This window comes from Shimwellia blattae DSM 4481 = NBRC 105725 (genome assembly GCF_000262305.1).
In the GTDB taxonomy this organism is placed as follows: domain Bacteria; phylum Pseudomonadota; class Gammaproteobacteria; order Enterobacterales; family Enterobacteriaceae; genus Shimwellia; species Shimwellia blattae.
The window spans coordinates 3,638,014-3,658,460 of sequence record NC_017910.1 but is presented as its reverse complement, the minus strand read 5'-3'; the positions used below and the strand labels follow the sequence as shown (position 1 = coordinate 3,658,460).

Here is a 20,447-nt window from a genome sequence, read left to right as displayed (position 1 = left end):
GTTGCGAAGGTCCGGCGATCAGTTGTCCGGGTTTTCGCTGATAAAGCGTTCCACATCATCAACCATATGGTTATTGCCCACAAAGAACGGGCGGCGCTGATGCAGGGCGCTGGGGATGATATCCAGAATGCGCTCACGGCCATCGCTGGCTTTACCGCCGGCCTGCTCTGCGAGGAACGCCATCGGGTTGCATTCGTACAGCAGGCGCAGTTTCCCTTCCGGGTGGCTGGCTGTGCTTGGGTACAGGTAAATCCCGCCTTTGAGCAGGTTGCGGTGGAAATCCGCGACCAGAGAGCCAATATAGCGTGAGGTGTACGGACGGGCGGTAGACTGATCTTCTTCCTGGCAGAATTTAATGTACTTTTTCACACCGCGCGGGAATTTGATGTAGTTACCTTCGTTAATGGAGTACAGCGCGCCTTTTTCCGGGAAGCGCATCCGCTCCTGAGACAGGCAGAATACCCCCAGTGACGGATCGTACGTAAAGGCGTGAACCCCGCACCCGGTGGTATACACCAGCATGGTGGAGGAGCCGTAAACCACGTAGCCTGCGGCCACTTGCTTATTACCCGGCTGGAGGAAATCTTCCAGTGTGACCGGGGTGCCTACCGGCGTAATGCGGCGGTAGATGGAGAAGATAGTACCGACGGAGACGTTCACGTCGATGTTAGAGGAGCCGTCGAGCGGATCCATCAGCACCACGTATTTGGCGTTCTCGCAGCCGTCAAAAATAACAATATCGTCTTCTTCTTCAGAGGCAATACCGGCCACGATATCGCGGGCCTTGAGGGCTGCCTTGAGTTTCTCATTCGCGAACAAATCCAGTTTTTGTTGCACTTCACCCTGAACATTCTCCGCACCACTGGCCCCCAGAATATCGACCAGACCCGCTTTATTGATGTCGCGGTGGATAATTTTGGCGCCGAGTTTTATTGCTGACAGTAAGGCAGTCAGCTCACCCGTTGCGTGGGAGAACTCGTTCTGCTTCTCAACAATAAATTCACCGAGCGTTTTCATAAACTTCTTTCCCTGCTTAATAGGTTGGAAAAAACGACGTGGGCAATCCTAACAAAAAATAAATTCGCTGTGCTCAGGTGAATCGCGTCAGCACCCTACAGAAAATACTGAAAACGCTTCCAGTCGGTGAGAATAGGCCTGTTCAAGAACAGGACACGGCTGAGACATCCGGGTAGAATATGCGCCGGACTGATAAAGGATAGCAACTATGCGCATTCATATTCTGGGGATTTGTGGCACCTTCATGGGTGGTCTGGCGATGCTGGCACGCTCCCTGGGCCATGAGGTGACGGGCTCTGATGCTAACGTCTACCCGCCAATGAGTACCTTACTTGAGCAACAAGGCATTGCGTTAATTCAGGGCTATGACGCAAGCCAGCTGGAACCGCGCCCGGATCTGGTGATTATTGGTAACGCCATGACCCGCGGTAACCCCTGCGTGGAAGCGGTGCTGGAAAATAATATTCCGTACATGTCTGGCCCCCAGTGGCTGCACGATTTCGTGCTGCGCGATCGCTGGGTGCTGGCGGTGGCCGGAACGCACGGCAAAACCACTACCGCCGGGATGGTGACCTGGATCCTCGAAGCCTGCGGTTATAAACCCGGTTTTGTTATCGGCGGCGTGCCGGGTAACTTTGACGTTTCGGCCCGTCTGGGCGAGAGCGACTTCTTTGTTATCGAGGCGGACGAATATGACTGCGCGTTCTTCGATAAACGCTCCAAATTTGTTCACTACTGCCCGCGGACACTGATCCTCAACAATCTGGAATTCGATCACGCAGATATTTTTGACGATCTGAAAGCGATTCAGAAACAGTTCCACCACCTGGTGCGCATTGTGCCGGGGAAAGGGAAAATCATCTGGCCGGAGCATGACGTCAACCTGAAACAGGTGATGGGCATGGGCTGCTGGAGTGAGCAGGAACTGGTGGGCGAGCAGGGCCACTGGCAGGCGAAGAAGCTCAATACCGACGCGTCTCACTGGGCGGTACTGCTGGACGGTGAACAGGTTGGCGAGGTGAACTGGCAACTGGTGGGCGAGCACAACATGCACAACGGCCTGATGGCCATTGCCGCTGCCCGCCATGTGGGCATCACACCGGCAGACGCCGCTGCGGCACTGGGCTCCTTTGTGAATGCCCGCCGCCGTCTGGAGCTGCGCGGTGAGGCGAACGGGGTCACGGTGTATGACGACTTCGCCCACCATCCGACAGCGATTCTGGCGACCCTTGCGGCCCTGCGCGGCAAAGTGGGCGGTACGGCGCGGATTCTGGCGGTACTGGAGCCCCGCTCCAACACCATGAAAATGGGGGTGGCGAAGAACGACTTAGCCCCGTCTCTGGGCCGTGCCGACGAGGTGTTCCTGCTGCAGCCTCAGCATATTCCCTGGCAGGTATCCGAAGTGGCAGACGCCTGCGTGCAGCCTGCACACTGGAGTGCCGACGTGGATACCCTGGTGGAGATGATCGTGAAAACCGCTCAGCCCGGGGACCATATCCTGGTGATGAGTAACGGCGGTTTTGGCGGCATTCACCAGAAACTGCTGGATGCGCTGGAAGCTAAAGCGGAGAAAGCCCGCCAGTCAGCGCTGTAATACGGTTGTCATCGTAATGACCCCGCCGGGCAGCCCGTTTTGGCGCTGCCCGGCGTGATGACACCCCATTCTTTCTGATTTTCGCCAATATCCGCATTTATCCGGCTGCCGTAGTATGTGCCAGGCACGATTGCCGGAGCAGGGATGATGACGAAAACTACCAGCACACCAACCCCCCATGACGCCATATTCCGCCAGTTCCTCAGCCAGCCGCAGATTGCCCGCGATTTTATGGCGCTGCATCTGCCAGAGGAGGTGCGGGAGAGATGCTCTCTGGAGAGCCTGCGCCTGGTATCAGGCTCGTTTGTTGAAGACGATCTGCGCCAGTATTTCAGCGACGTGCTCTACAGTCTGAAAACCCGGGACGGGGGAGAGGGCTATATCCACGTACTGATTGAGCACCAGTCAACGCCGGATAAACATATGGCATTTCGCCTGCTGCGCTACGCCGTGGCGGTTATGCAGCGCCATCTTGATGCCGGGCACCCGCAACTGCCGCTGGTGATCCCGGTGCTGTTTTATGCCGGAGCGCGAACCCCTTACCCCTATTCGACCAACTGGCTGCAGGGGTTTGGCGATCCGCAACTGGCAGGTAAGATCTACTTCACCGATTTCCCGATAGTGGACGTGACGCTCATCCCCGATGAAGAGATAATGACCCACCGCAGCATGGCTGCCCTGACGCTGCTGCAAAAGCATATCCGGCAGCGGGATTTAGCCGAACTGACGGATCAACTGGCTACGCTGCTGCTGGCAGAGTGGCTACCCGGCCGTCTGGTGGTTTCGCTGGTACACTATATGATACAGGTGGGTGAAACCTCAGACGCCAGGGCGTTTATCGACAGGCTGATACACCGGGCGCCGCAATATAAGGATCAACTGATGACAATCGCACAACAGCTTGAGCAAAAAGGCCGTCTTGAAGGTCGCCTTGAAGGGCACATCGAAGGGCGGATTGAAGGGGGCGCCGAAGCACGGCGCGAGGTGGCCTGCGCCATGCTAAAGGCCGGTATGGATCCTGAACAGGTCATGGCGCTCACCCGCCTGAGTGCCGAAGAGCTGGCGCAGATTCGCCACTGACGGATTTGCCTGCCTCACGCGGGGCTACCGGGCCGTTGTGGTACTGGCCCGGTCGTATGATGCGCGGCTTACTCCTGCGCTTCTGCCAGATCGCGCAGATACTGGAAAATCAGGCGGGCAGATTTAGGGGGCTTGTTGTCGTTTTTCTCTTTACGGGCATTGCGCACCAGTGAGCGCAACTGCTGGCGATCGGCCTGCGGATACAGGTTCAGCACATCCGGGATCGCATCGTCGCCTTCTTCAATCAGCCGGTCACGCAGCCCTTCCAGTTTATGGAACAGCGCCACCTGCTGGTTATGGCGGTTTTTCAGTTTATCCAGCGCCTGGCGGATCGGCTCCACATCGCGCTGGCGCAGCAGTTTGCCGATCAGCTGGATCTGGCGGCGACGGCCCTCTTTTTTGATCTTCTGGGCCAGCTCAACGGCGGCGCGCAGATCGTCATCCAGCGGGATTTTATCCAGGCCGTTTTTGCCAAGCTCAGTCAGCTCAACACCGAGATCTTTTAACTCTTCGGCATCGCGTTTAATTTCACTTTTACTGACCCAGATGATCTCGTCATCTTCTTCTTCATCATCCGGGACATTTTCGAGCCAGTCTTCAGGCTGCTTCGTCATTTCAGGCTCCTCAACAAAAGAGGCTAATAGTAACAGTTCAGAGGCGCACAGCGAAATGGTTCTCTGATAGACTTCAGACAGAATTGGTTTACTTTATCTGAATGGGCTGAATAACCGCCCCGGGCGGCTTTGGCGCACTCCACCGTACATACATTATGGCATCGCAATGAAACTAATTACACAAGTTACGCAGCAACGCAAAACCCTTGAGCACGCCGTGGCCCAGGCGCTGGAGCTGGCTTCCGGCAAGGCGGATGGCGCGGAAGTTGCCGTTACCAAAACCACCGGGATTAGTGTCAGCACGCGCTATGGTGAGGTCGAAAACGTAGAATTCAACAGCGACGGGGCCCTGGGGATCACCGTCTACCACCAGAACCGTAAAGGCAGCGCCTCGTCTACCGATCTCAGCCCGGAGGCGATTGCGCGTACCGTGCAGGCGGCGCTGGATATTGCCCGCTACACCAGTGAAGATCCCTGTGCCGGGGTGGCGGACAAGGATCTGCTGGCCTATGAGGCCCCGGATCTTGATCTGTTCCACCCGCAGGAAGTGGACGCAGATCGCGCCATTGAGCTGGCCTCCCGGGCGGAGCAGGCCTCTCTGAAGGCCGATAAACGCATCACCAATACCGAAGGGGGCAGTTTTAACAGCCACTACGGCATTAAAGTGTTCGGTAACAGCCACGGCATGCTGCAAAGCTACTGCTCTACCCGCCACTCCCTGTCCAGCTGTGTGATTGGTGAAGAGAACGGCAGCATGGAGCGCGATTACGCATACACCATCAGCCGCACCATGGAGGGGCTGAAAAGCCCGGAATGGGTCGGGGAAGAGTGCGCCCGCCGCACCCTGGCACGCCTGGCACCGCGCAAACTCGCCACCATGAAAGCCCCGGTAATTTTTGCAGCGGAAGCCGCCACCGGCCTGTTTGGTCACCTGGTGGGGGCGATTGCCGGTGGGGCGGTGTATCGCAAATCTACCTTTCTGCTGGATGCACTGGGCCAGCAAATCCTGCCAGATTGGCTGACCATTGAAGAGCACCCCCATATACTGCAAGGTCTGGCCTCAACCCCGTTCGACAGTGAAGGGGTGCGTACTGAGCGCCGGGATATTGTTAAAGACGGCATACTCCGGCAGTGGCTGCTGACCAGCTACTCTGCCCGTAAGCTGGGGCTGAAAAGCACCGGCCACGCAGGCGGGATCCACAACTGGCGCATTGCCGGGCGCGGGCTGGATTTTGACGGCATGCTCAAAGAGATGGGCACAGGCCTGGTGGTGACTGAGCTTATGGGCCAGGGGGTGAGCGGCATCACCGGGGACTATTCCCGCGGGGCGTCCGGCTTCTGGGTTGAGAACGGGCAAATCCAGTACCCGGTGAGCGAGATAACCATTGCCGGAAACCTGAAAGATATGTGGCGCAACATCGTCACCACCGGGGATGATATTGAAACCCGCAGTAACATCCAGTGTGGTTCTGTGCTGCTGCCGGAGATGAAAATCGCCGGGCAATAATTTACCTGGCTGCGGCGCGGCCAGGCAGGCGCGGCGGGGGCGTTTCACCTGCATACCCAATCCCTGCCGCATCGACACCTCAGTAAACAACCATGCCCCCATGGGGGCACTATAAAAAGGGAAGCCGATGCGTAAAACACTCTTATCCATTCTGACCGCTTCAGCGGTGTTGTTCAGCAGTGCTGGTGTTCTGGCCCGGGACGTGGGCGAAGATATGGAAACCATCGCAAAGCACTACAGCGTGGTGCTGAAAACCGATGACGCAGCCAAAATGAAAGACGCGCTGCAGCAAATGCGCGTCGCCGCGGTGGATGCCCACCGGGGAACCCCGCCAAAGCTGGAGAAGCAGGATCACGACAGCCCGGACATGAAAGACTACCGCCACGGTATGGATCTGCTGATAGGCCAGATTGACGGAGCGCTGAAGCTGGTGGATGAGGGCAAAATTACCGAAGCCCGGGCCGCCGCCGAAGAGTTTAAAACCACCCGCAATACCTACCACAAGAAGTACCGCTAATTCCCCTGATGGCCGCCCCTGGCGGCCTGATCTTGCTTCCCCTTCACCGTTTATCTCACGGGGCGTTGCAGAACGTCTGAGGCTCATTATTACTCTCAGGCTAACAATGGTACGCCGCGCTTAATTGATGCATTTTCCCCCATAGCCCAGACTCACCTGCAGCGTTAAGCAATCAAAATGATTGGCTGAATCAGGAGGTTAATAATGTTATCTGGGCAAACGCCTGCGCGGGTCTGGAATTCGCGCCGTACTGAAAAGCAGCGCCGTAAAGCCCTGCTGCCGGTACAGGGCAAGGTGATCCCGACGGCTCACCTTGTCGACATGATGGAAAAACTGATCGCCCCCGGCGACCGGGTAGTTCTGGAGGGTAACAACCAGAAACAGGCTGATTTCCTCTCCCGCGCCCTGGCACAAGTCAGCCCGCAAAAAGTCCACGACCTGCACATGATCATGCCAAGTGTGGGTCGCCCTGAGCATCTGGATATCTTTGAAAAAGGGATTGCCCGTAAGCTGGACTTCTCCTTCTCCGGGACTCAGAGCCTGCGGATCTCCCAGCTGCTGGAAGACGGTTTACTGGAAATCGGTGCTATTCACACCTATATCGAGCTCTACTCCCGCCTGTATGTGGATCTGGCGCCGAATATCGCGCTGATCGCCGGTTTTAAAGCGGACCGTAACGGCAACCTGTACACCGGGGCCAGTACCGAAGATACCCCGGCGCTGGTTGAAGCGGCCGCCTTCCATGACGGTATTGTTATCGCCCAGGTGAATGAACTGGTAGATGACGACTGCGACCTGCCGCGGGTCGATATTCCGGGCTCCTGGATTGACTACGTGGTGGTGGCGGATAAGCCGTTCTTTATTGAGCCGCTATTCACCCGCGACCCACGCCTCATCAAACAAGAGCATATCCTGATGGCGATGATGGCCATTAAAGGAGTCTATGCAGAACACCAGGTACAGTCCCTGAACCACGGTATCGGTTTTAACACCGCGGCCATTGAACTGCTGCTGCCTACCTACGGTGAACAGCTCGGCCTGAAGGGCAAAATCTGTAAGCACTGGACCCTGAACCCGCACCCGACACTGATCCCCGCCATTGAAAGCGGCTGGGTGGAGAGCGTGCACTGCTTCGGCGGTGAACTGGGGATGGAAGAGTACATCCGCGCCCGCCCGGACGTGTTCTTTACCGGTGCCGACGGCTCCATGCGCTCTAACCGCGCGTTCTGCCAGCTGGCGGGTCAGTACGCCATAGATATGTTTATCGGCTCGACACTGCAGGTCGACGGGGAGGCGAACTCCTCCACGGTGACCCGTGGCCGCCTTTCCGGGTTTGGTGGTGCGCCCAATATGGGGCACGACCCCCACGGTCGCCGCCACGCGACCCCGGCCTGGCTGAATATGATAACCGAGCCGGACCCGATGAAACGCGGGAAAAAGCTGGTGGTCCAGATGGTGGAAACCTTCCAGGCCGGGGTAAAACCCACATTTGTGGAGACCCTGGAAGCGGTTGAGGTGGCGAAAACCAGCGGAATGCCGCTGGCGCCGGTGATGATTTACGGCGATGACGTCACCCACGTTCTGACCGAAGAAGGCCTGGCCTATCTGTACCGGGCTAAAGATATGGAAGAGCGCCGCGCCATGGTGGCCGCCGTTGCCGGGATCACCGACATCGGCCTGGGGGTTGATCCCCGGCGGGTGGCTGAGCTGCGCCGCAGCGGCAAAGTGCTGTTCCCGGAAGATATGGGGATCCGCCGCAGCGATGCGACCCGCTCCCTGCTGGCTGCCAGCAGTGTGGCGGACCTGGTGGAATGGTCCGGTGGCCTTTATAACCCGCCTGCCAAATTCCGGAGCTGGTAATGAAACTGCAACCACAGACTCACGCTGAGGAGTGCGCCAGCTGGCTGGCCGCCCGCGCCACAGCGTCCCTGATAGACGAAGCGCGGCTTAGCCCGAAGCCGGGTCTCGTGGACAGCCGGGGAAACGGGGCGCACAGGGATCTCTCTCTGGCGCTGATGGAGCGCTCAGCGCACAGCCTCACCCCGACGTTTCATCAACTGGCATTACAAAGCTGGTTGCGTCCTGTGGACATTGCCTTGCGGGAAACCGTCGGGCGTCTGGGGCGGGAAGGGGAGCGCGCGATGATGCAGGCCACCGGCGGGGTGAATACCCACCGGGGCGCTATCTGGGCGCTTGGTTTACTGGTCAGCGCCAGCGCCATGCTCGGCGCCGGGGCCAGCAGCCACCAGGTGGCCCGGCGGGCAGCGATGCTGGCACAACTGCCAGACAGCGCCGCCCCCAGAGTGTTCAGCAACGGGCTGCGCGCCACTCACCGTTACCGGGTGCCCGGCGCCCGGGAAGAGGCCACAAGCGGCTTTCCGCACATTATGACGCGGGCACTGCCGCAACTGCGGCAAAGCCGGGCCAGGGGCAGCCGCGAGTGTGAGGCACGCCTGGATGCGCTGATGGCGGTGATGACCTCCCTGAGCGATACCTGCGTGCTGAACCGCGCCGGTATGCCGGGGCTGGAAGCCATGCAAAACGGTGCCCGGGCGGTGCTTGCGGCGGGGGGCTGTGCAACAGTGCCCGGCCGCCAGGCGCTGGCCCGGCTGGATGACCGGATGCTGGCGCTCAATGCCTCACCGGGTGGCGCCGCCGATTTACTGGCCGCCACGCTGTTTCTCGACAGTATCAGTAACCCGCAGGTCGCCCAATTACCAAATTAAGAAGGTGTTATGGAACAGATTACATTGTCATTTCCTGCCAGCCGTTCCCTGAGCGGTAGAGCGCTGGCCGGGGTGGTGGGATCCGGTGATATGGAAGTGTTATTCACCGCAGACCAGGGGCAGACGCTCACCGTTGAAATTACCACCTCCGTTGATAACAGCACCGGCCGCTGGAACGCCCTGTTCGACCGGCTGAGCAAACTGAACGGTTTGCCGTCCGGCCTTATGACGATCCACGACTTCGGGGCCACGCCCGGCGTTGCCCGTATTCGTATCGAACAGGTCTTTGAGGAGGTGAGCCATGCGTAACGATCCCAGTTTTATTGAATTAAGAGCGCGCCAGCGCGCCAGAGCCCTGCTGGACGACGGCAGCTACCGCGAGTTGCTGGATCCCTTTGATGAAATCATCTCCCCGTGGTTAGGGCCCCAGGGCATTGTGCCCCAGGCCGACGACGGGATGGTGGTTGCCAAAGGGACCATTAACGGCAAACCGTCCGTTGTGATTGCCATTGAAGGGGCGTTCCAGGGGGGCAGTATGGGCGAAGTGTCCGGGGCCAAAATGGCTGCGGCACTGGAGCTGGCTGCGGAAGATAACCGCAACGGCATCCCGACCCAGGCGGTACTGTGCCTTGAAACCGGTGGCGTACGTTTACAGGAGGCCAACCTTGGCCTTGCGGCCATTGCCGACATTCACGCCGCCATTGTTGACCTGCGCCGCTATGCGCCGGTGGTGGGGATTGTGGCCGGTACGGTGGGCTGCTTTGGCGGGATGTCTATCGCTGCGGCGTTGTGCAGTTACCTGGTGGTCACCCGTGAAGCCCGTCTGGGCCTGAACGGCCCGCAGGTTATCGAACAGGAAGCGGGGATCGAAGAGTATGACTCCCGGGACCGTCCGTTTATCTGGAGTATGACCGGTGGCGAAGTGCGCTATCAGAGCGGGCTGGTAGATGCCCTGGTCGGGGACGGTATCCACGCGGTAAAACAGGCGATGAACACCCTGCTGGACAAAGGCGTGCGCCGCGAAGAGCGCACGGACAAATACCCGTGGTTCCTTGAACATCTGTCCCGCTTCGATACCCGCCAGCAGGCGGATACCGCCCGGATCACCGCGTTTTTTGCAGGGGAGGAAAAATAATGAACCAGGAACTGAGCCGTGGTGCCCTGTGGCTGGAAAAACTGGCACCCAACGCCCCGCGTCTGGAGGGGCTGTGCGCATCGGTACAGGTTGCTGATGGCGAACTGAACGGCGAAACGGCGCGCTTTATTGCCGTGGTGCCGGATGCCCATAACCATTTCCCGCGTGCCGCCGGGGGCGAGGTGGGCCTGCTGGAAGGCTGGACCCTTGCCAAAGTGGTCAGCGACACCATCGCCGCCGATGCACAACGGGCCGTAAAACGCCCGATCATCGCGGTGATTGATGTGCCAAGCCAGGCTTATGGCCGCCGGGAAGAGGCCTTCGGGATCCACCAGGCGCTGGCCGGGGCGGCCGCGGCATATGCTAACGCCCGCCTGGCAGGCCACCCGGTAATTGGCCTGATTGTGGGCAAAGCCATGTCCGGGGCGTTCCTCGCCCACGGCTACCAGGCGAACCGCCTGATTGCCCTTAACGACAGCGGCGTACTGATCCACGCCATGGGGAAAGCGTCAGCGGCGCGCATCACGCTGCGTACCGTGGAATCCCTGGAGGCCCTGGCGGCCACTATCCCGCCGATGGCCTATGACATCAGCAACTACGCCACCCTGGGGCTGCTCTCGTCACTGCTGAATGTGACCAGCGCCACGGCGCCAGATAGCGACGATCTGGCGCTGGTAAATAACACCCTGATACAGGCCGTGGCGCAGGCCCGTCAGGACGCAACCCTGAAGAGCCGCCTGGGGGCGAAAAACCGCCACAGCTCATCGCTGGTACGCGAGCGCATGCGCGCAAGCTGGTAATTCACCGGCAACTGCCCGACGACAAATACCTGCCGGACATCAAACCAACCTGGCGGGCACTGGTGTGCCTGCCGGGAAGGCTGCTGCCGAAAAATAATAATCATCGCTTTATTTCCGTATTTTTTTAACTACAGGTGAAGTTATGACTTATGTAATTATTCATGCGCTCGCCCCTATTTTTGTCATCATGCTGCTGGGGTTCTGGGCCGGGAAGACAAAAAAGGTGGATAACCAGAATGTCTCTCTGCTGAATGTGTTTGTAATGGATTTTGCCCTGCCCGCCGCCCTGTTCAGTGCGACGGTGCAGACCCCCTGGGTCGGGATTATTGCCCAGTCGCCGCTGCTACTGATCCTGACACTCTCCATGTGGATCACCTATGCCGCCGTCTATTTCCTCTCCGTTAAGGTCTTTAAAAAATCCCCGCAGGATGCCGCAGTATTGACCCTGACCGTCGCACTTCCCAACTATGCGGCGCTGGGGCTGCCTATCCTCGGCAGTGTGCTGGGAGAGGGCCCGTCCACATCCCTGTCTGTGGCGGTCTCTATCGCCTGTGGCTCCGTGCTACTGACCCCGTTCTGCCTGCTTATTCTTGAGCGTGAAAAAGCCCGCGCCGCCGGTGAAAACCAGGGCTCGACCCTGTCAATGTTGCCGGTACTGATGTGGCGCTCACTGAAAAACCCGATTGTCTGGGGCCCGCTGCTGGGGGTTATCCTCTCGGCCATCGGCATTAAAATGCCGGATCTGGTGCTGTACGCGCTGAAACCTCTCGGCCTTGCCGCCACGGCCGCCGCACTGTTCCTGACCGGGGTTATCCTCTCTGCCCGTAAGCTGAAAATAAACGCGGTGGTTATTCTTGCAACCCTGACCAAGCTGCTTATCCAGCCGGCTATCGCCTGGGTGCTGGTGGTTATCTTCGGGATCCAGGGGCCGGTTGCTGTTACCGGTGTGCTGATGATTGCGCTGGCCGCCGGCTTCTTTGGGGTGGTGTTTGGTAACCGTTTTGGCGTGCAGTCCCCGGATGCTGAAGCCGTGCTGTTATTCAGCTCTATTCTGAGCATCCTCAGCCTGCCGCTGTTTATCTCGTTAACATCAGGAATGTAATGATGACAGTGACACCCCGCGCCCACGATCTGCTGTGGCTGGACAGTAATACCCCCCCGCAAGGGATAACCGACCCCTGGGTGGCGGAATACTGGCACTGCGGATTACCGGTCGTGGTGCGGCGTGACACCGACCCGCAGGGCCGGATCCCGGTGGGCATCCGGGGGGCGACGCGCGCTCAGCGCGCCGCAGGCTGGGTGGCCCCCCGCCGGGTTGTCCGGGTGGTGACCCCGGAGCAACTTTCCCGGCCCGCCGTACTGGCCTCGTCGCCCTATGGGCAAATGGCCCCCCTGCGGGCTGCCCGGCAACTGGCAGAGAGACCCTGGCCCTGGCAATGGGGCATTACCGGCAGTGTTGGTTATGCGCTGGCTACCGGGGCGGGGGTATTGCATGGCGACAGTGACCTTGATTTGACTATCCGGGCACCGCTGCCGCTGAGCCGTGCGTTGCTGGAAACCTGGCAGCGCCTGGTCTCCGGGCTTTCGTGCCGGGCGGACACCCAACTGGAAACCCCGGCCGGGGCCATTGCGCTTAATGAGTGGCTGCGTGATGGCCGCGGGCTGCTGAAAACCTGCCGGGGGCCGCGCCTGGTCCGCTCCCCCTGGCATGTGGAGGAGTAAGATGAAAACGGTATTTACCTTCCCGGGTCAGGGGACCCAGTATGCGGGCATGTTCCGGGGAATGCCGGATATTCACCGGCGCCTGGTCGTCGCCCGGGAGATCCTCGGGGATGAGCTGGACACCCTGGATACGGCACCGGCCCTGCAACATACCCGGGCGGTGCAACTGGCATTACTGATTGCCGGGGTCTGCTGGGCAGATGCTCTGACGGGCCGCCAGATTACGCCGGATATCGTCAGTGGCCTGTCCATCGGGGCCTATCCGGCGGCGGTGATTGCCGGGGCGCTGGATTTTCGCGACGCTCTGCATCTGGTGGCGTTACGTGGCGAGCTGATGGAGCGGGCCTACCCCCACGGCTACGGGATGACCGCCATCATGGGGCTGACCCGGGGCCAGGTGGAAAATATTGTGGCCGGTAGCGGGACATATATCGCCAACCTGAATGCCGAAACCCAGATAGTGATCGCCGGGCGCGATGATCAGATGGCGCAGGTTGCGCAACAGGCTCTGGCGCTGGGGGCGACCCGGGCGAAACGGCTGGCGGTGAGCGTGCCTTCCCACTGTGCGCTGCTCGATGCGCCCGCCAGCCAGCTGGCGCAGGCGTTCCGGAAGGTAACCCTCCGCCGCCCCCATTGTGCTTATCTGAGCGGCAGCAGTGCCCGGGTCTTATGGCAGCCGGAGCGGATAGCTGACGATCTGGCGTTTAATATGGCGCGCACCATGCACTGGGAAGAGGCGATGATCGCCGCCCGGGAGCGGGAAGGGCGCCTGGCAATAGAGATGCCGCCGGGGGGGATCCTGACCTGCCTGACCCGCCAGGCCCACTGGGAGGGAGAGGCCATCTCCCTTGAGCGCAGCGGTGTGGATGTGGCCTGCCATCTGTACCGGCGCCTGGCGCGCTAGGGGGCGAGGTGATTCTCCGGCTGGTCGCGGGCATACATCCGGCCTTCGGCCACCAGCGCCAGCAGATTCGGATCCCGCTCGCGGTTACGGGCGAACACCATGCCGATTTGCTGGCGCATCTGGTATTCCGGGGCCAGTTTCACCATCCGGACCGAGTCCGCATACATTTTATGCATTCTGCCGGGCACCAGCGTCAGCCCCACACCCGCCTGCACCAGGCTCAGCATGGAGAAGATATCGTTCACCCGGGTGATGATTTGCGGTTCAAACCCGGCAATATGGAAGGCTTCCTGGAATCCGTTGTAAGTGGCGAACCCTTCCGCCAGGGAGACAAATTTGCTCTGCTCATACTGGCGCAGATCCGCCTGATGGCGCTTGTTAATTTTGTCGCTGACCGGCATCGCAAGGTAGATATCGTCATGGAACAGCGGCAGCACTTCAAAAATAGCGTGGTCAATTTCACCGGCAGAAATTGAAATCAGCACCGCGTCCAGCTGGTTATCTTCCAGCATGCGCAACAGAGTCTGGTTTGACCCCATGGTGAGATCCATCTCGACCTGCGGGCGGCGCAGTTTCATCCCCATGATAAGCCGGGGAATGGTCTCCAGGGTGAGCGAGTACAAGGTGCCGATGCGCAACCGGCCCTGTCCCACACCGGCCACTTTGCGCGTCTCCTCAATGGCGCGGGTCATCAGCGCCATCACCTCTTTGCTGCTCTCCAGCAGGGACCAGGCGGCGGGCAGTGCCACCAGGTTGCGCCCCTTGTGCATAAACAGCGGGCAACGAATTCCCTCTTCCAGGCTGTGCAGCGCCCGGTGTACGCTGACGCCGCTTATCCCCATGGCTTCTGCCGCCCGGGCAATGTTGCCGCTCTCCATAAACGTCATAAAGATTTCCAGCTTACGGAAGGTCACTTCGTCGTTAATTTCTGATTTCATTCCCGGTAATACCCTGTCGGAGCCGGGAAGCCGGCCCGCTGTTTGTCATCGTCAGCATGAATGAGCGTAATACAAAACTTGCACTGGCTCCCAAATACCAGTGGATCGTATCTTTTTTAAAACGCGCAATCTTTGCCATAACCGGTGATGTACATCACATTAATCCAGCATAATCTGTCAATTACTCCCCTGTTTGTGGGGCAGATCACTGCTCTGGCTGCTATTTCCACTTTGAAGTGGAAAACAACTCGCTACACACCCAGGCCCCCCGCCGGTAGTTTCTTCCTATACTTTTTTTCTACTCACATGCTTAAGGGACAACCAGTGAATAACGAAACGGCAGTAGTGAAAAACACCGCTCCGGAGCAGTCAGCCGCGATTGAACAGCTGGCTGAGCAGGCGCTGTCCTGGGTCTTCGATTTGCTGAAAAGCCACCATATCGTGCCCAATGCGGTGCAGAAGCAGATGCTTGAATCCCATGTCCGCGCAATGGCTCACCGTTCTGTAACGGGCGAACCGCTGCCGGAAGTTGATGCCAGCTTGTTTGATGAAATCTCAGAAGATTCTCTCAACATGGCCAAACAAATTGTCGCGCACTTTGGCAACCTGCCGGTGGAAGAGGCGTGGCTGCTGTCCGTGCATTTCGAAGTTGCAAAAGACAACCTTTAATTTCAGGAGCAAAACATGAGTCAAATTACAGTCGTTATTGGTGATCGTCTGGGTAAAGGTCAGAAAGTGGCAGCCGGGGTGGAAAAAGCCGGTGGTCGCGCGGTGGTTGTACCGGGTATGGCTGCGGATATGAAACTGGGCGACGCCATGAAAGCAGAGAACGCCACGTTCGGTATCTCCTTTTGCGGCAGCGGCGGCGCAGGTGCGATTACCGCTCAGAATAAACATGGCTACAAAGCGAAATACGGCATGCGCTCTGTAGATGAAGGTGTTACCGCGATTAACGAAGGCTGCAACGTGCTGGGCTTCGGGTTTATGGACAAAGAAGAACTCGGTGAGCGCCTGGTGCAGGCCTGGCAGAAGAAATACGGCCAGTGAGTATGAAAGAACAATTCACCACCACGGTGAGTGTCAGCGGCAAAGGCGACAGTAAAGAGAAAGCCTTTGCCGACGCCCTGAACAAAGTTCAGGGCAGCGTGATGAAGTCCTCACCTCATATCTTACTGCGTATTGAGCCACAGGACGTGAAGGTGGTCAGTGCGCAGGTTACGGCGCGCAAAGAGGCATTTTTATTTTTCTTTTTGCGCCGGGAAAGACGCACATTCAGCGTAACGCTGGATGTCACCGTCAGCGTGACGGCTATCAATCTCGACAAAGTGGAGTTCGCCACGCAATAACCACCGCACCACCAATAGAAGGTTCAGACGAATGTTTTTAATAATATTAATAAAATCACTCATCATCGGGGCCCTGGTGGGCGTCGGCGTGGGGGCAGGGGCGGCGCGTATGTTCCATGCGCCTACCACTCAGGGCATGGGCGCCTTTCGTACACTGGGGGAGTTGAACTCCTGTGAGGGCGATCCGGCATCGCATTTCTCTTTTGGGCTCGGCTTCTTCTTCAACGCCTGGGCATCCTCTGTGGCGGCCGGTTCTTTTACCCAGGACGTTGACCACCGCATTATCCCGAACTGGGGCGCCGCTGCCCTGATGATTAAAAACCGCAATGTCGGTGAAACCCTGCACGATCCCCGCAAAATGGCTATCGCCTGCGGCATTATCGGCATGATTGTGGTGGCGTTCCTTAACGTGACTGCCTCCTCCGTACCGGAAGCGCTGCAAATTACCGCCGTTAAAGTGCTGGTGCCGGCAGCAAACCTGCTGGTGAACACCGTGATGCCGGTGATTTTCTGGCTGGCAGCGATTGATGCGGGTAAAAAATCCGGCTTCTGGGCAACCGTATTCGGTGGTGCTGCGCAGATGATCATGGGTAACGCCGTACCGGGCCTGGTACTGGGGATCCTGATCGGTAAGGGTGTGGAAGAGAGCGGCTGGAACCACGTGACCAAAGTGATGATGGTGGCCATTGTGGCGCTGTTTGTCCTGAGTGGCTTCTTCCGTGGCTTCGACATGAAGATGATCGAATCCTTCCATCTCACTGTGCCGAACTGGCTGGAGATGATCCACAACGGCCTGAGCGGCAAGTAACCGGGGAAATTTATGGAACAGAATAAGAATTTTTGGTACGCGGACTGGTCATTCCCGATCTTTGTCGGTCTGCTGTCTGCCGGCGTGTTCGCCGGGACCCATATGTACTATCTGTACGGCATTGGCGCATTCAACGAAGTGGCATTTGTTTCCATGCTGCGCGCCGGGATGGATACCGGGGCTTACGGGGCCGTTGCGGCCTTCGGGGCCAGCTTCCTGTTTGCCCGTATCATCGAAGGCTCCCTGGTGGGGATCCTGGATATCGGTGGGGCTATCCAGACCGGTATCGGCCTTGGGGTTCCTGCCCTGCTGCTGGGTGCCGGGATAATCTTCCCGGTGGCGAACTTTGCCGCCTCACTGGCGACCGGCATGATTCTGGGACTGGCTATTGGTTACATCATCATTCTGGCGCGTAAATTCACCATCAACCAGAGTGACTCCACCTACGGGGCGGATGTCATGATGGGGGCCGGTAACGCCTCTGGCCGCTTCCTTGGTCCGTTGATTATCCTCAGCGCGATGACCGCATCTATTCCTATCGGGATCGGTTCGCTGGTGGGTGCACTGCTGTTCTACCTGTGGCAGAAGCCTATCACCGGTGGGGCGATTCTCGGGGCGATGCTGCTGGGCTCTATCTTCCCGGTAGCCATCTGATTGTCCATACGGGCGCTGCGGCGCCCGGTATTTCAGGAGCCGTTGTATGTATGATTTACTGATTCGTAATGCCCGCCTGGCGGACGATGTTGTAACTGATATCGCCATACAGGACGGGCGGATTGCCGCACTGGGGCAGACAGAATCCGGCGCGACAACGGTGGTGGATTTGCAGGGTAAGCACTATGTCAGCGCAGGCTGGATTGACTCTCACGTACACTGCTATCCCAACTCGCCGATTTATCACGATGAACCGGACAGCGTGGGGATCGCCACCGGGGTGACCACGGTTATCGACGCCGGAAGCACCGGCGCAGACGATATTGATACCTTCTACGCACTGACCCGCAAAGCCAGCACCGATGTCTATGCCCTGCTTAACATCTCCCGGGTGGGGCTGATTGCCCAGAACGAACTGGCAAACATGGACAATATTGATGCCGACGCGGTGCGTGATGCCGTGGCGCGCTACCCGGATTTTATTGTCGGCCTGAAAGCGCGGATGAGCAGCAGCGTGGTGGGCGACAACGGCATTGAGCCGTTAAAACGCGCCAAAGCGTTCCAGCAGGAGAACGGTAACCTGCCGCTGATGGTGCATATCGGCAATAACCCGCCGAACCTTGATGAAATTGCCGACTTGCTCACCAGCGGGGACATCATCACCCACTGCTATAACGGCAAACCTAACCGTATTCTGACCCCGGAAGGGGAGCTGCGCACCTCCATAACCGCAGCGCTGCGCCGTGGTGTCCGGCTTGATGTGGGCCACGGGACCGCCAGCTTTAGCTTTGAAGTGGCCCGGCGGGCCATTGCCATGGGGATCCTGCCCCACACCATCAGCTCTGATATTTACTGCCGCAACCGCATTGACGGGCCGGTACACAGCCTGGCGGCGGTAATGTCGAAATTCCTTGCCATCGGTATGAGCCTGCCTCAGGTGATTGACTGCGTGACCACCCATGCGGCAGAGGGGCTGAATCTGGCGGAAAAAGGCCGCCTGGCCGTGGGGAAAACGGCGGATCTGACCATTTTTGACCTGCGCCAGCAGCCTGTAGTGCTGACCGATGCCGACAACAACACATTAGCCGCCAGCCAGCAGCTGGTAGCCCTGGCGGCGGTACGCGCCGGGAACTGGTTTACTACCCAACAGGGGAAAGCGGAACATGTCTTCGATTTATGAGAAATACAATTTAAAACAAGTGATTAACGCATCCGGGCGGATGACCATCCTTGGGGTGTCTACCCCACGACCAGAAGTGGTTGAGGCGATGGTCACCGGGGTTAACCACTATTTTGAGATGAAAGATCTGGTTAACAAGACCGGCGAGTACATTGCCGGGCTGCTGGGCACCGAAGGGGCCGTTGTGGTGGCCTGCGCCTCTGCCGGTATTGCCCAGTCGGTGGCGGCGGTACTGGTCAAAGACAGCGACTGGCTGCTGGAAAACCTGCACGTGACCCCGGTTGAGAATAACGAAATCGTCCTGCCCAAGGGCCACAACGTGAACTTTGGTGCCCCGGTCGGCACCATGGTGGCGCTGGGGGGCGGTAAGCTGGTGGAAGCAGGCTACGCCAATGAGTGCTCCGCAGAGCAGCTGGCGGCGGCTATCACACCGCGCACCGCGGCTATTTTGTATATCAAATCCCACCACTGCGTGCAGAAAAGCATGCTCAACGTGGCCCAGGCCGCCGCAGTGGCGCAGCAGCATAATCTGCCGCTGATTGTGGATGCCGCCGCAGAAGAAGATTTACAGCGTTACTACCACGACGGGGCCGACCTGGTTATCTACAGCGGAGCCAAAGCCATCGAAGGGCCCACCAGTGGCCTGGTGGTGGGTAAGAAACAGTATGTGGAGTGGGTGAAGCGCCAGTCCGGCGGTATCGGCCGCGCCATGAAGGTGGGCAAAGAGGGGATCCTCGGCCTGACCACGGCCATTGAGTATTACCTCAGCGCCACCAAAGAGAGCGGGGCGCAGATGGTCGAAAAAATGACCCCGTTTATTGAGGCGCTGAACGGGCTGCCCGGCGTCAGTGCCCGGGTGGTGTGGGACTCTGCCGGGCGCGATATCGCGCGCACCGAAATCAAGTTTGATGAAGCCCGGACCGGTGTTCCCACTGGCACCCTGGTCGAGCAGCTCAAACAGGGCGAGTACGCCATCTACTTCCGTGGTTACAAAGCCAATGAAGGCATTATTGAAGCTGATGTACGCAGTGTGACTGCCGATCAGCTGGCTATTATTTCCCGCCGTATCGGCGAGTGTTTACAGGAGAACCAGGCATGAAATTAACCCCCCATTTTTACCGCGATCGCGTCTGTCTGAATGTGCTGGCGGGCTCTAAAGCCAACGCCCGGGACATTCACCAGGCCGCTGAGGGGCATGTGCTGGTGGGCGTGTTATCGAAAAACTACCCGGACGTTGCCAGCGCCGTGGCGGATATGCGCGAATACGCCGCGCTTATCGATAACGCCCTGTCTGTCGGGCTCGGGGCCGGGGATCCGAACCAGTCAGCCATGGTGAGCGAAATCTCCCGCCAGGTTCAGCCGCAGCACGTCAACCAGGTGTTCACCGGTGTGGCGACCAGCCGGGCCCTGCTGGGCCAGGATAAGACCGTGGTCAACGGGCTTATCTCGCCGACCGGGACAGTGGGCATGGTGAAAATCTCTACCGGCCCGCTGAGCAGCACCGCGCCGGACGGTATCGTGCCGGTTGATACCGCCATTGCTATGCTTAAAGATATGGGCGGCAGCTCGGTAAAATATTTCCCGATGGGCGGGCTTAAGTGCCGTGATGAGTACCAGGCGGTGGCCGAAGCCTGTGCCCGGAATGATTTCTGGCTGGAGCCGACCGGCGGTATCACGCTGGAAAACTACAGCGAAATCCTGAAAATCGCGCTGGATGCCGGTGTCAGCCGCGTTATCCCGCATATTTACAGCTCAATTATCGATAAAGCCAGCGGCGATACCCGCCCGGAAGATGTCCGGACCCTGCTGGCAATGACCAAACAACTGCTCGGTTAACGCGGTTGTCACCCGGGTGCACGGCGGACTACCGGCGATGCACCCGGCGCGGTATGCTGTTACTGCCTA

The 20,447-nt window shown here is 58.8% G+C and carries 23 protein-coding genes; 20 read left to right on the top strand and 3 right to left on the bottom strand.

Annotation, left to right across the window (positions count from 1 at the left end; genetic code table 11):
- Window positions 1–18 precede the first annotated feature (18 nt).
- Window positions 19–1,017, bottom strand: coding sequence for a class 1 fructose-bisphosphatase (fbp, locus tag EBL_RS17135; protein WP_002441685.1), 999 nt, complete (start codon window positions 1,015–1,017; stop codon window positions 19–21).
- A gap of 208 nt (window positions 1,018–1,225) precedes the next feature.
- Between fbp and mpl the strand changes: the two genes are divergently transcribed.
- Both mpl and EBL_RS17125 read left to right on the top strand, forming a co-directional pair.
- Window positions 1,226–2,611, top strand: coding sequence for a UDP-N-acetylmuramate:L-alanyl-gamma-D-glutamyl-meso-diaminopimelate ligase (gene mpl, locus EBL_RS17130; RefSeq protein ID WP_002441687.1), 1,386 nt, complete (start codon window positions 1,226–1,228; stop codon window positions 2,609–2,611).
- A gap of 147 nt (window positions 2,612–2,758) precedes the next feature.
- A complete protein-coding gene (locus EBL_RS17125) occupies window positions 2,759–3,691 on the top strand; it encodes an Rpn family recombination-promoting nuclease/putative transposase (RefSeq protein WP_002441689.1) in 933 nt (310 codons plus the stop codon).
- 68 nt (window positions 3,692–3,759) lie between these two features.
- On the opposite strand, the gene yjgA is transcribed toward EBL_RS17125, so the two are convergent.
- On the bottom strand, window positions 3,760–4,305 hold the full coding sequence (yjgA, locus tag EBL_RS17120) for a ribosome biogenesis factor YjgA (RefSeq protein ID WP_002441690.1): 546 nt from the start codon (window positions 4,303–4,305) through the stop codon (window positions 3,760–3,762).
- Window positions 4,306–4,471: 166 nt separating this feature from the next.
- Here yjgA and pmbA point away from each other — a divergent pair, with 166 nt between their 5' ends.
- The 10 genes from pmbA to mdcH all read left to right on the top strand — a co-directional run bounded on the left by pmbA (window position 4,472) and on the right by mdcH (window position 13,616).
- Window positions 4,472–5,812 carry a metalloprotease PmbA gene (gene pmbA, locus EBL_RS17115; protein WP_002441692.1) on the top strand — a complete coding sequence of 447 codons (1,341 nt, stop codon included), beginning with the start codon at window positions 4,472–4,474 and terminating at the stop codon, window positions 5,810–5,812.
- A 127-nt stretch (window positions 5,813–5,939) separates the two neighbouring features.
- Window positions 5,940–6,329 carry a cytochrome b562 gene (gene cybC / locus EBL_RS17110; RefSeq protein WP_002441694.1) on the top strand — a complete coding sequence of 130 codons (390 nt, stop codon included), beginning with the start codon at window positions 5,940–5,942 and terminating at the stop codon, window positions 6,327–6,329.
- 204 nt (window positions 6,330–6,533) lie between these two features.
- Complete coding sequence (mdcA, locus tag EBL_RS17105; RefSeq protein ID WP_002441696.1) at window positions 6,534–8,189, top strand: malonate decarboxylase subunit alpha; 1,656 nt, start codon at window positions 6,534–6,536, stop codon at window positions 8,187–8,189.
- Window positions 8,189–9,055: a triphosphoribosyl-dephospho-CoA synthase gene (locus EBL_RS17100; protein WP_002441697.1), complete on the top strand. Its 867-nt coding sequence runs from the start codon at window positions 8,189–8,191 to the stop codon at window positions 9,053–9,055. The genes mdcA and EBL_RS17100 overlap by 1 nt, the downstream gene beginning before the upstream one ends.
- A gap of 9 nt (window positions 9,056–9,064) precedes the next feature.
- Window positions 9,065–9,364 carry a malonate decarboxylase acyl carrier protein gene (gene mdcC / locus EBL_RS17095; protein ID WP_002441699.1) on the top strand — a complete coding sequence of 100 codons (300 nt, stop codon included), beginning with the start codon at window positions 9,065–9,067 and terminating at the stop codon, window positions 9,362–9,364.
- A complete protein-coding gene (locus tag EBL_RS17090; protein ID WP_002441701.1) occupies window positions 9,357–10,190 on the top strand; it encodes a biotin-independent malonate decarboxylase subunit beta in 834 nt (277 codons plus the stop codon). Before mdcC ends, EBL_RS17090 begins: the two co-directional genes overlap by 8 nt.
- A complete protein-coding gene (gene mdcE / locus EBL_RS17085) occupies window positions 10,190–10,990 on the top strand; it encodes a biotin-independent malonate decarboxylase subunit gamma (protein WP_002441704.1) in 801 nt (266 codons plus the stop codon). The genes EBL_RS17090 and mdcE overlap by 1 nt, the downstream gene beginning before the upstream one ends.
- Before the next feature lie 142 nt (window positions 10,991–11,132).
- Complete coding sequence (locus EBL_RS17080; protein WP_002441706.1) at window positions 11,133–12,092, top strand: AEC family transporter; 960 nt, start codon at window positions 11,133–11,135, stop codon at window positions 12,090–12,092.
- On the top strand, window positions 12,092–12,712 hold the full coding sequence (locus EBL_RS17075; protein WP_002441707.1) for a malonate decarboxylase holo-ACP synthase: 621 nt from the start codon (window positions 12,092–12,094) through the stop codon (window positions 12,710–12,712). The genes EBL_RS17080 and EBL_RS17075 overlap by 1 nt, the downstream gene beginning before the upstream one ends.
- 1 nt (window position 12,713) lies before the next feature.
- Window positions 12,714–13,616: a malonate decarboxylase subunit epsilon gene (mdcH, locus tag EBL_RS17070; RefSeq protein WP_002441709.1), complete on the top strand. Its 903-nt coding sequence runs from the start codon at window positions 12,714–12,716 to the stop codon at window positions 13,614–13,616.
- On the opposite strand, the gene EBL_RS17065 is transcribed toward mdcH, so the two are convergent.
- The gene (locus EBL_RS17065; RefSeq protein WP_002441711.1) at window positions 13,613–14,554 is read right to left on the bottom strand and encodes a LysR substrate-binding domain-containing protein; all 942 of its coding nucleotides are present in this window, start codon (window positions 14,552–14,554) and stop codon (window positions 13,613–13,615) included. The genes mdcH and EBL_RS17065 overlap by 4 nt on opposite strands.
- 324 nt (window positions 14,555–14,878) lie before the next feature.
- Here EBL_RS17065 and EBL_RS17060 point away from each other — a divergent pair, with 324 nt between their 5' ends.
- The 8 genes from EBL_RS17060 to dagF are packed head-to-tail and all read left to right on the top strand — an operon-like array spanning window position 14,879 to window position 20,378.
- Window positions 14,879–15,223 (top strand): glycine dehydrogenase, encoded by a 345-nt coding sequence (locus tag EBL_RS17060; RefSeq protein ID WP_002441713.1) that lies wholly within the window; start codon window positions 14,879–14,881, stop codon window positions 15,221–15,223.
- A gap of 15 nt (window positions 15,224–15,238) precedes the next feature.
- The gene (locus EBL_RS17055; RefSeq protein ID WP_002441715.1) at window positions 15,239–15,601 is read left to right on the top strand and encodes an SFCGS family glycine-rich protein; all 363 of its coding nucleotides are present in this window, start codon (window positions 15,239–15,241) and stop codon (window positions 15,599–15,601) included.
- Between the two features lie 2 nt (window positions 15,602–15,603).
- Window positions 15,604–15,900, top strand: coding sequence for a DUF4312 family protein (locus tag EBL_RS17050; protein ID WP_014716205.1), 297 nt, complete (start codon window positions 15,604–15,606; stop codon window positions 15,898–15,900).
- A gap of 31 nt (window positions 15,901–15,931) precedes the next feature.
- Window positions 15,932–16,708, top strand: coding sequence for a DUF4311 domain-containing protein (locus EBL_RS17045; RefSeq protein ID WP_002441718.1), 777 nt, complete (start codon window positions 15,932–15,934; stop codon window positions 16,706–16,708).
- Window positions 16,709–16,720: 12 nt separating this feature from the next.
- Window positions 16,721–17,362 (top strand): DUF4310 family protein, encoded by a 642-nt coding sequence (locus EBL_RS17040; protein WP_002441719.1) that lies wholly within the window; start codon window positions 16,721–16,723, stop codon window positions 17,360–17,362.
- Window positions 17,363–17,408: 46 nt separating this feature from the next.
- On the top strand, window positions 17,409–18,542 hold the full coding sequence (locus EBL_RS17035; protein ID WP_002441722.1) for an amidohydrolase/deacetylase family metallohydrolase: 1,134 nt from the start codon (window positions 17,409–17,411) through the stop codon (window positions 18,540–18,542).
- Window positions 18,526–19,641, top strand: a complete 1,116-nt coding sequence (locus EBL_RS17030; RefSeq protein ID WP_002441725.1) for a DgaE family pyridoxal phosphate-dependent ammonia lyase — start codon at window positions 18,526–18,528, stop codon at window positions 19,639–19,641. The genes EBL_RS17035 and EBL_RS17030 overlap by 17 nt, the downstream gene beginning before the upstream one ends.
- Complete coding sequence (gene dagF, locus EBL_RS17025) at window positions 19,638–20,378, top strand: 2-dehydro-3-deoxy-phosphogluconate aldolase (protein ID WP_002441727.1); 741 nt, start codon at window positions 19,638–19,640, stop codon at window positions 20,376–20,378. The genes EBL_RS17030 and dagF overlap by 4 nt, the downstream gene beginning before the upstream one ends.
- Window positions 20,379–20,447: the final 69 nt, after the last annotated feature.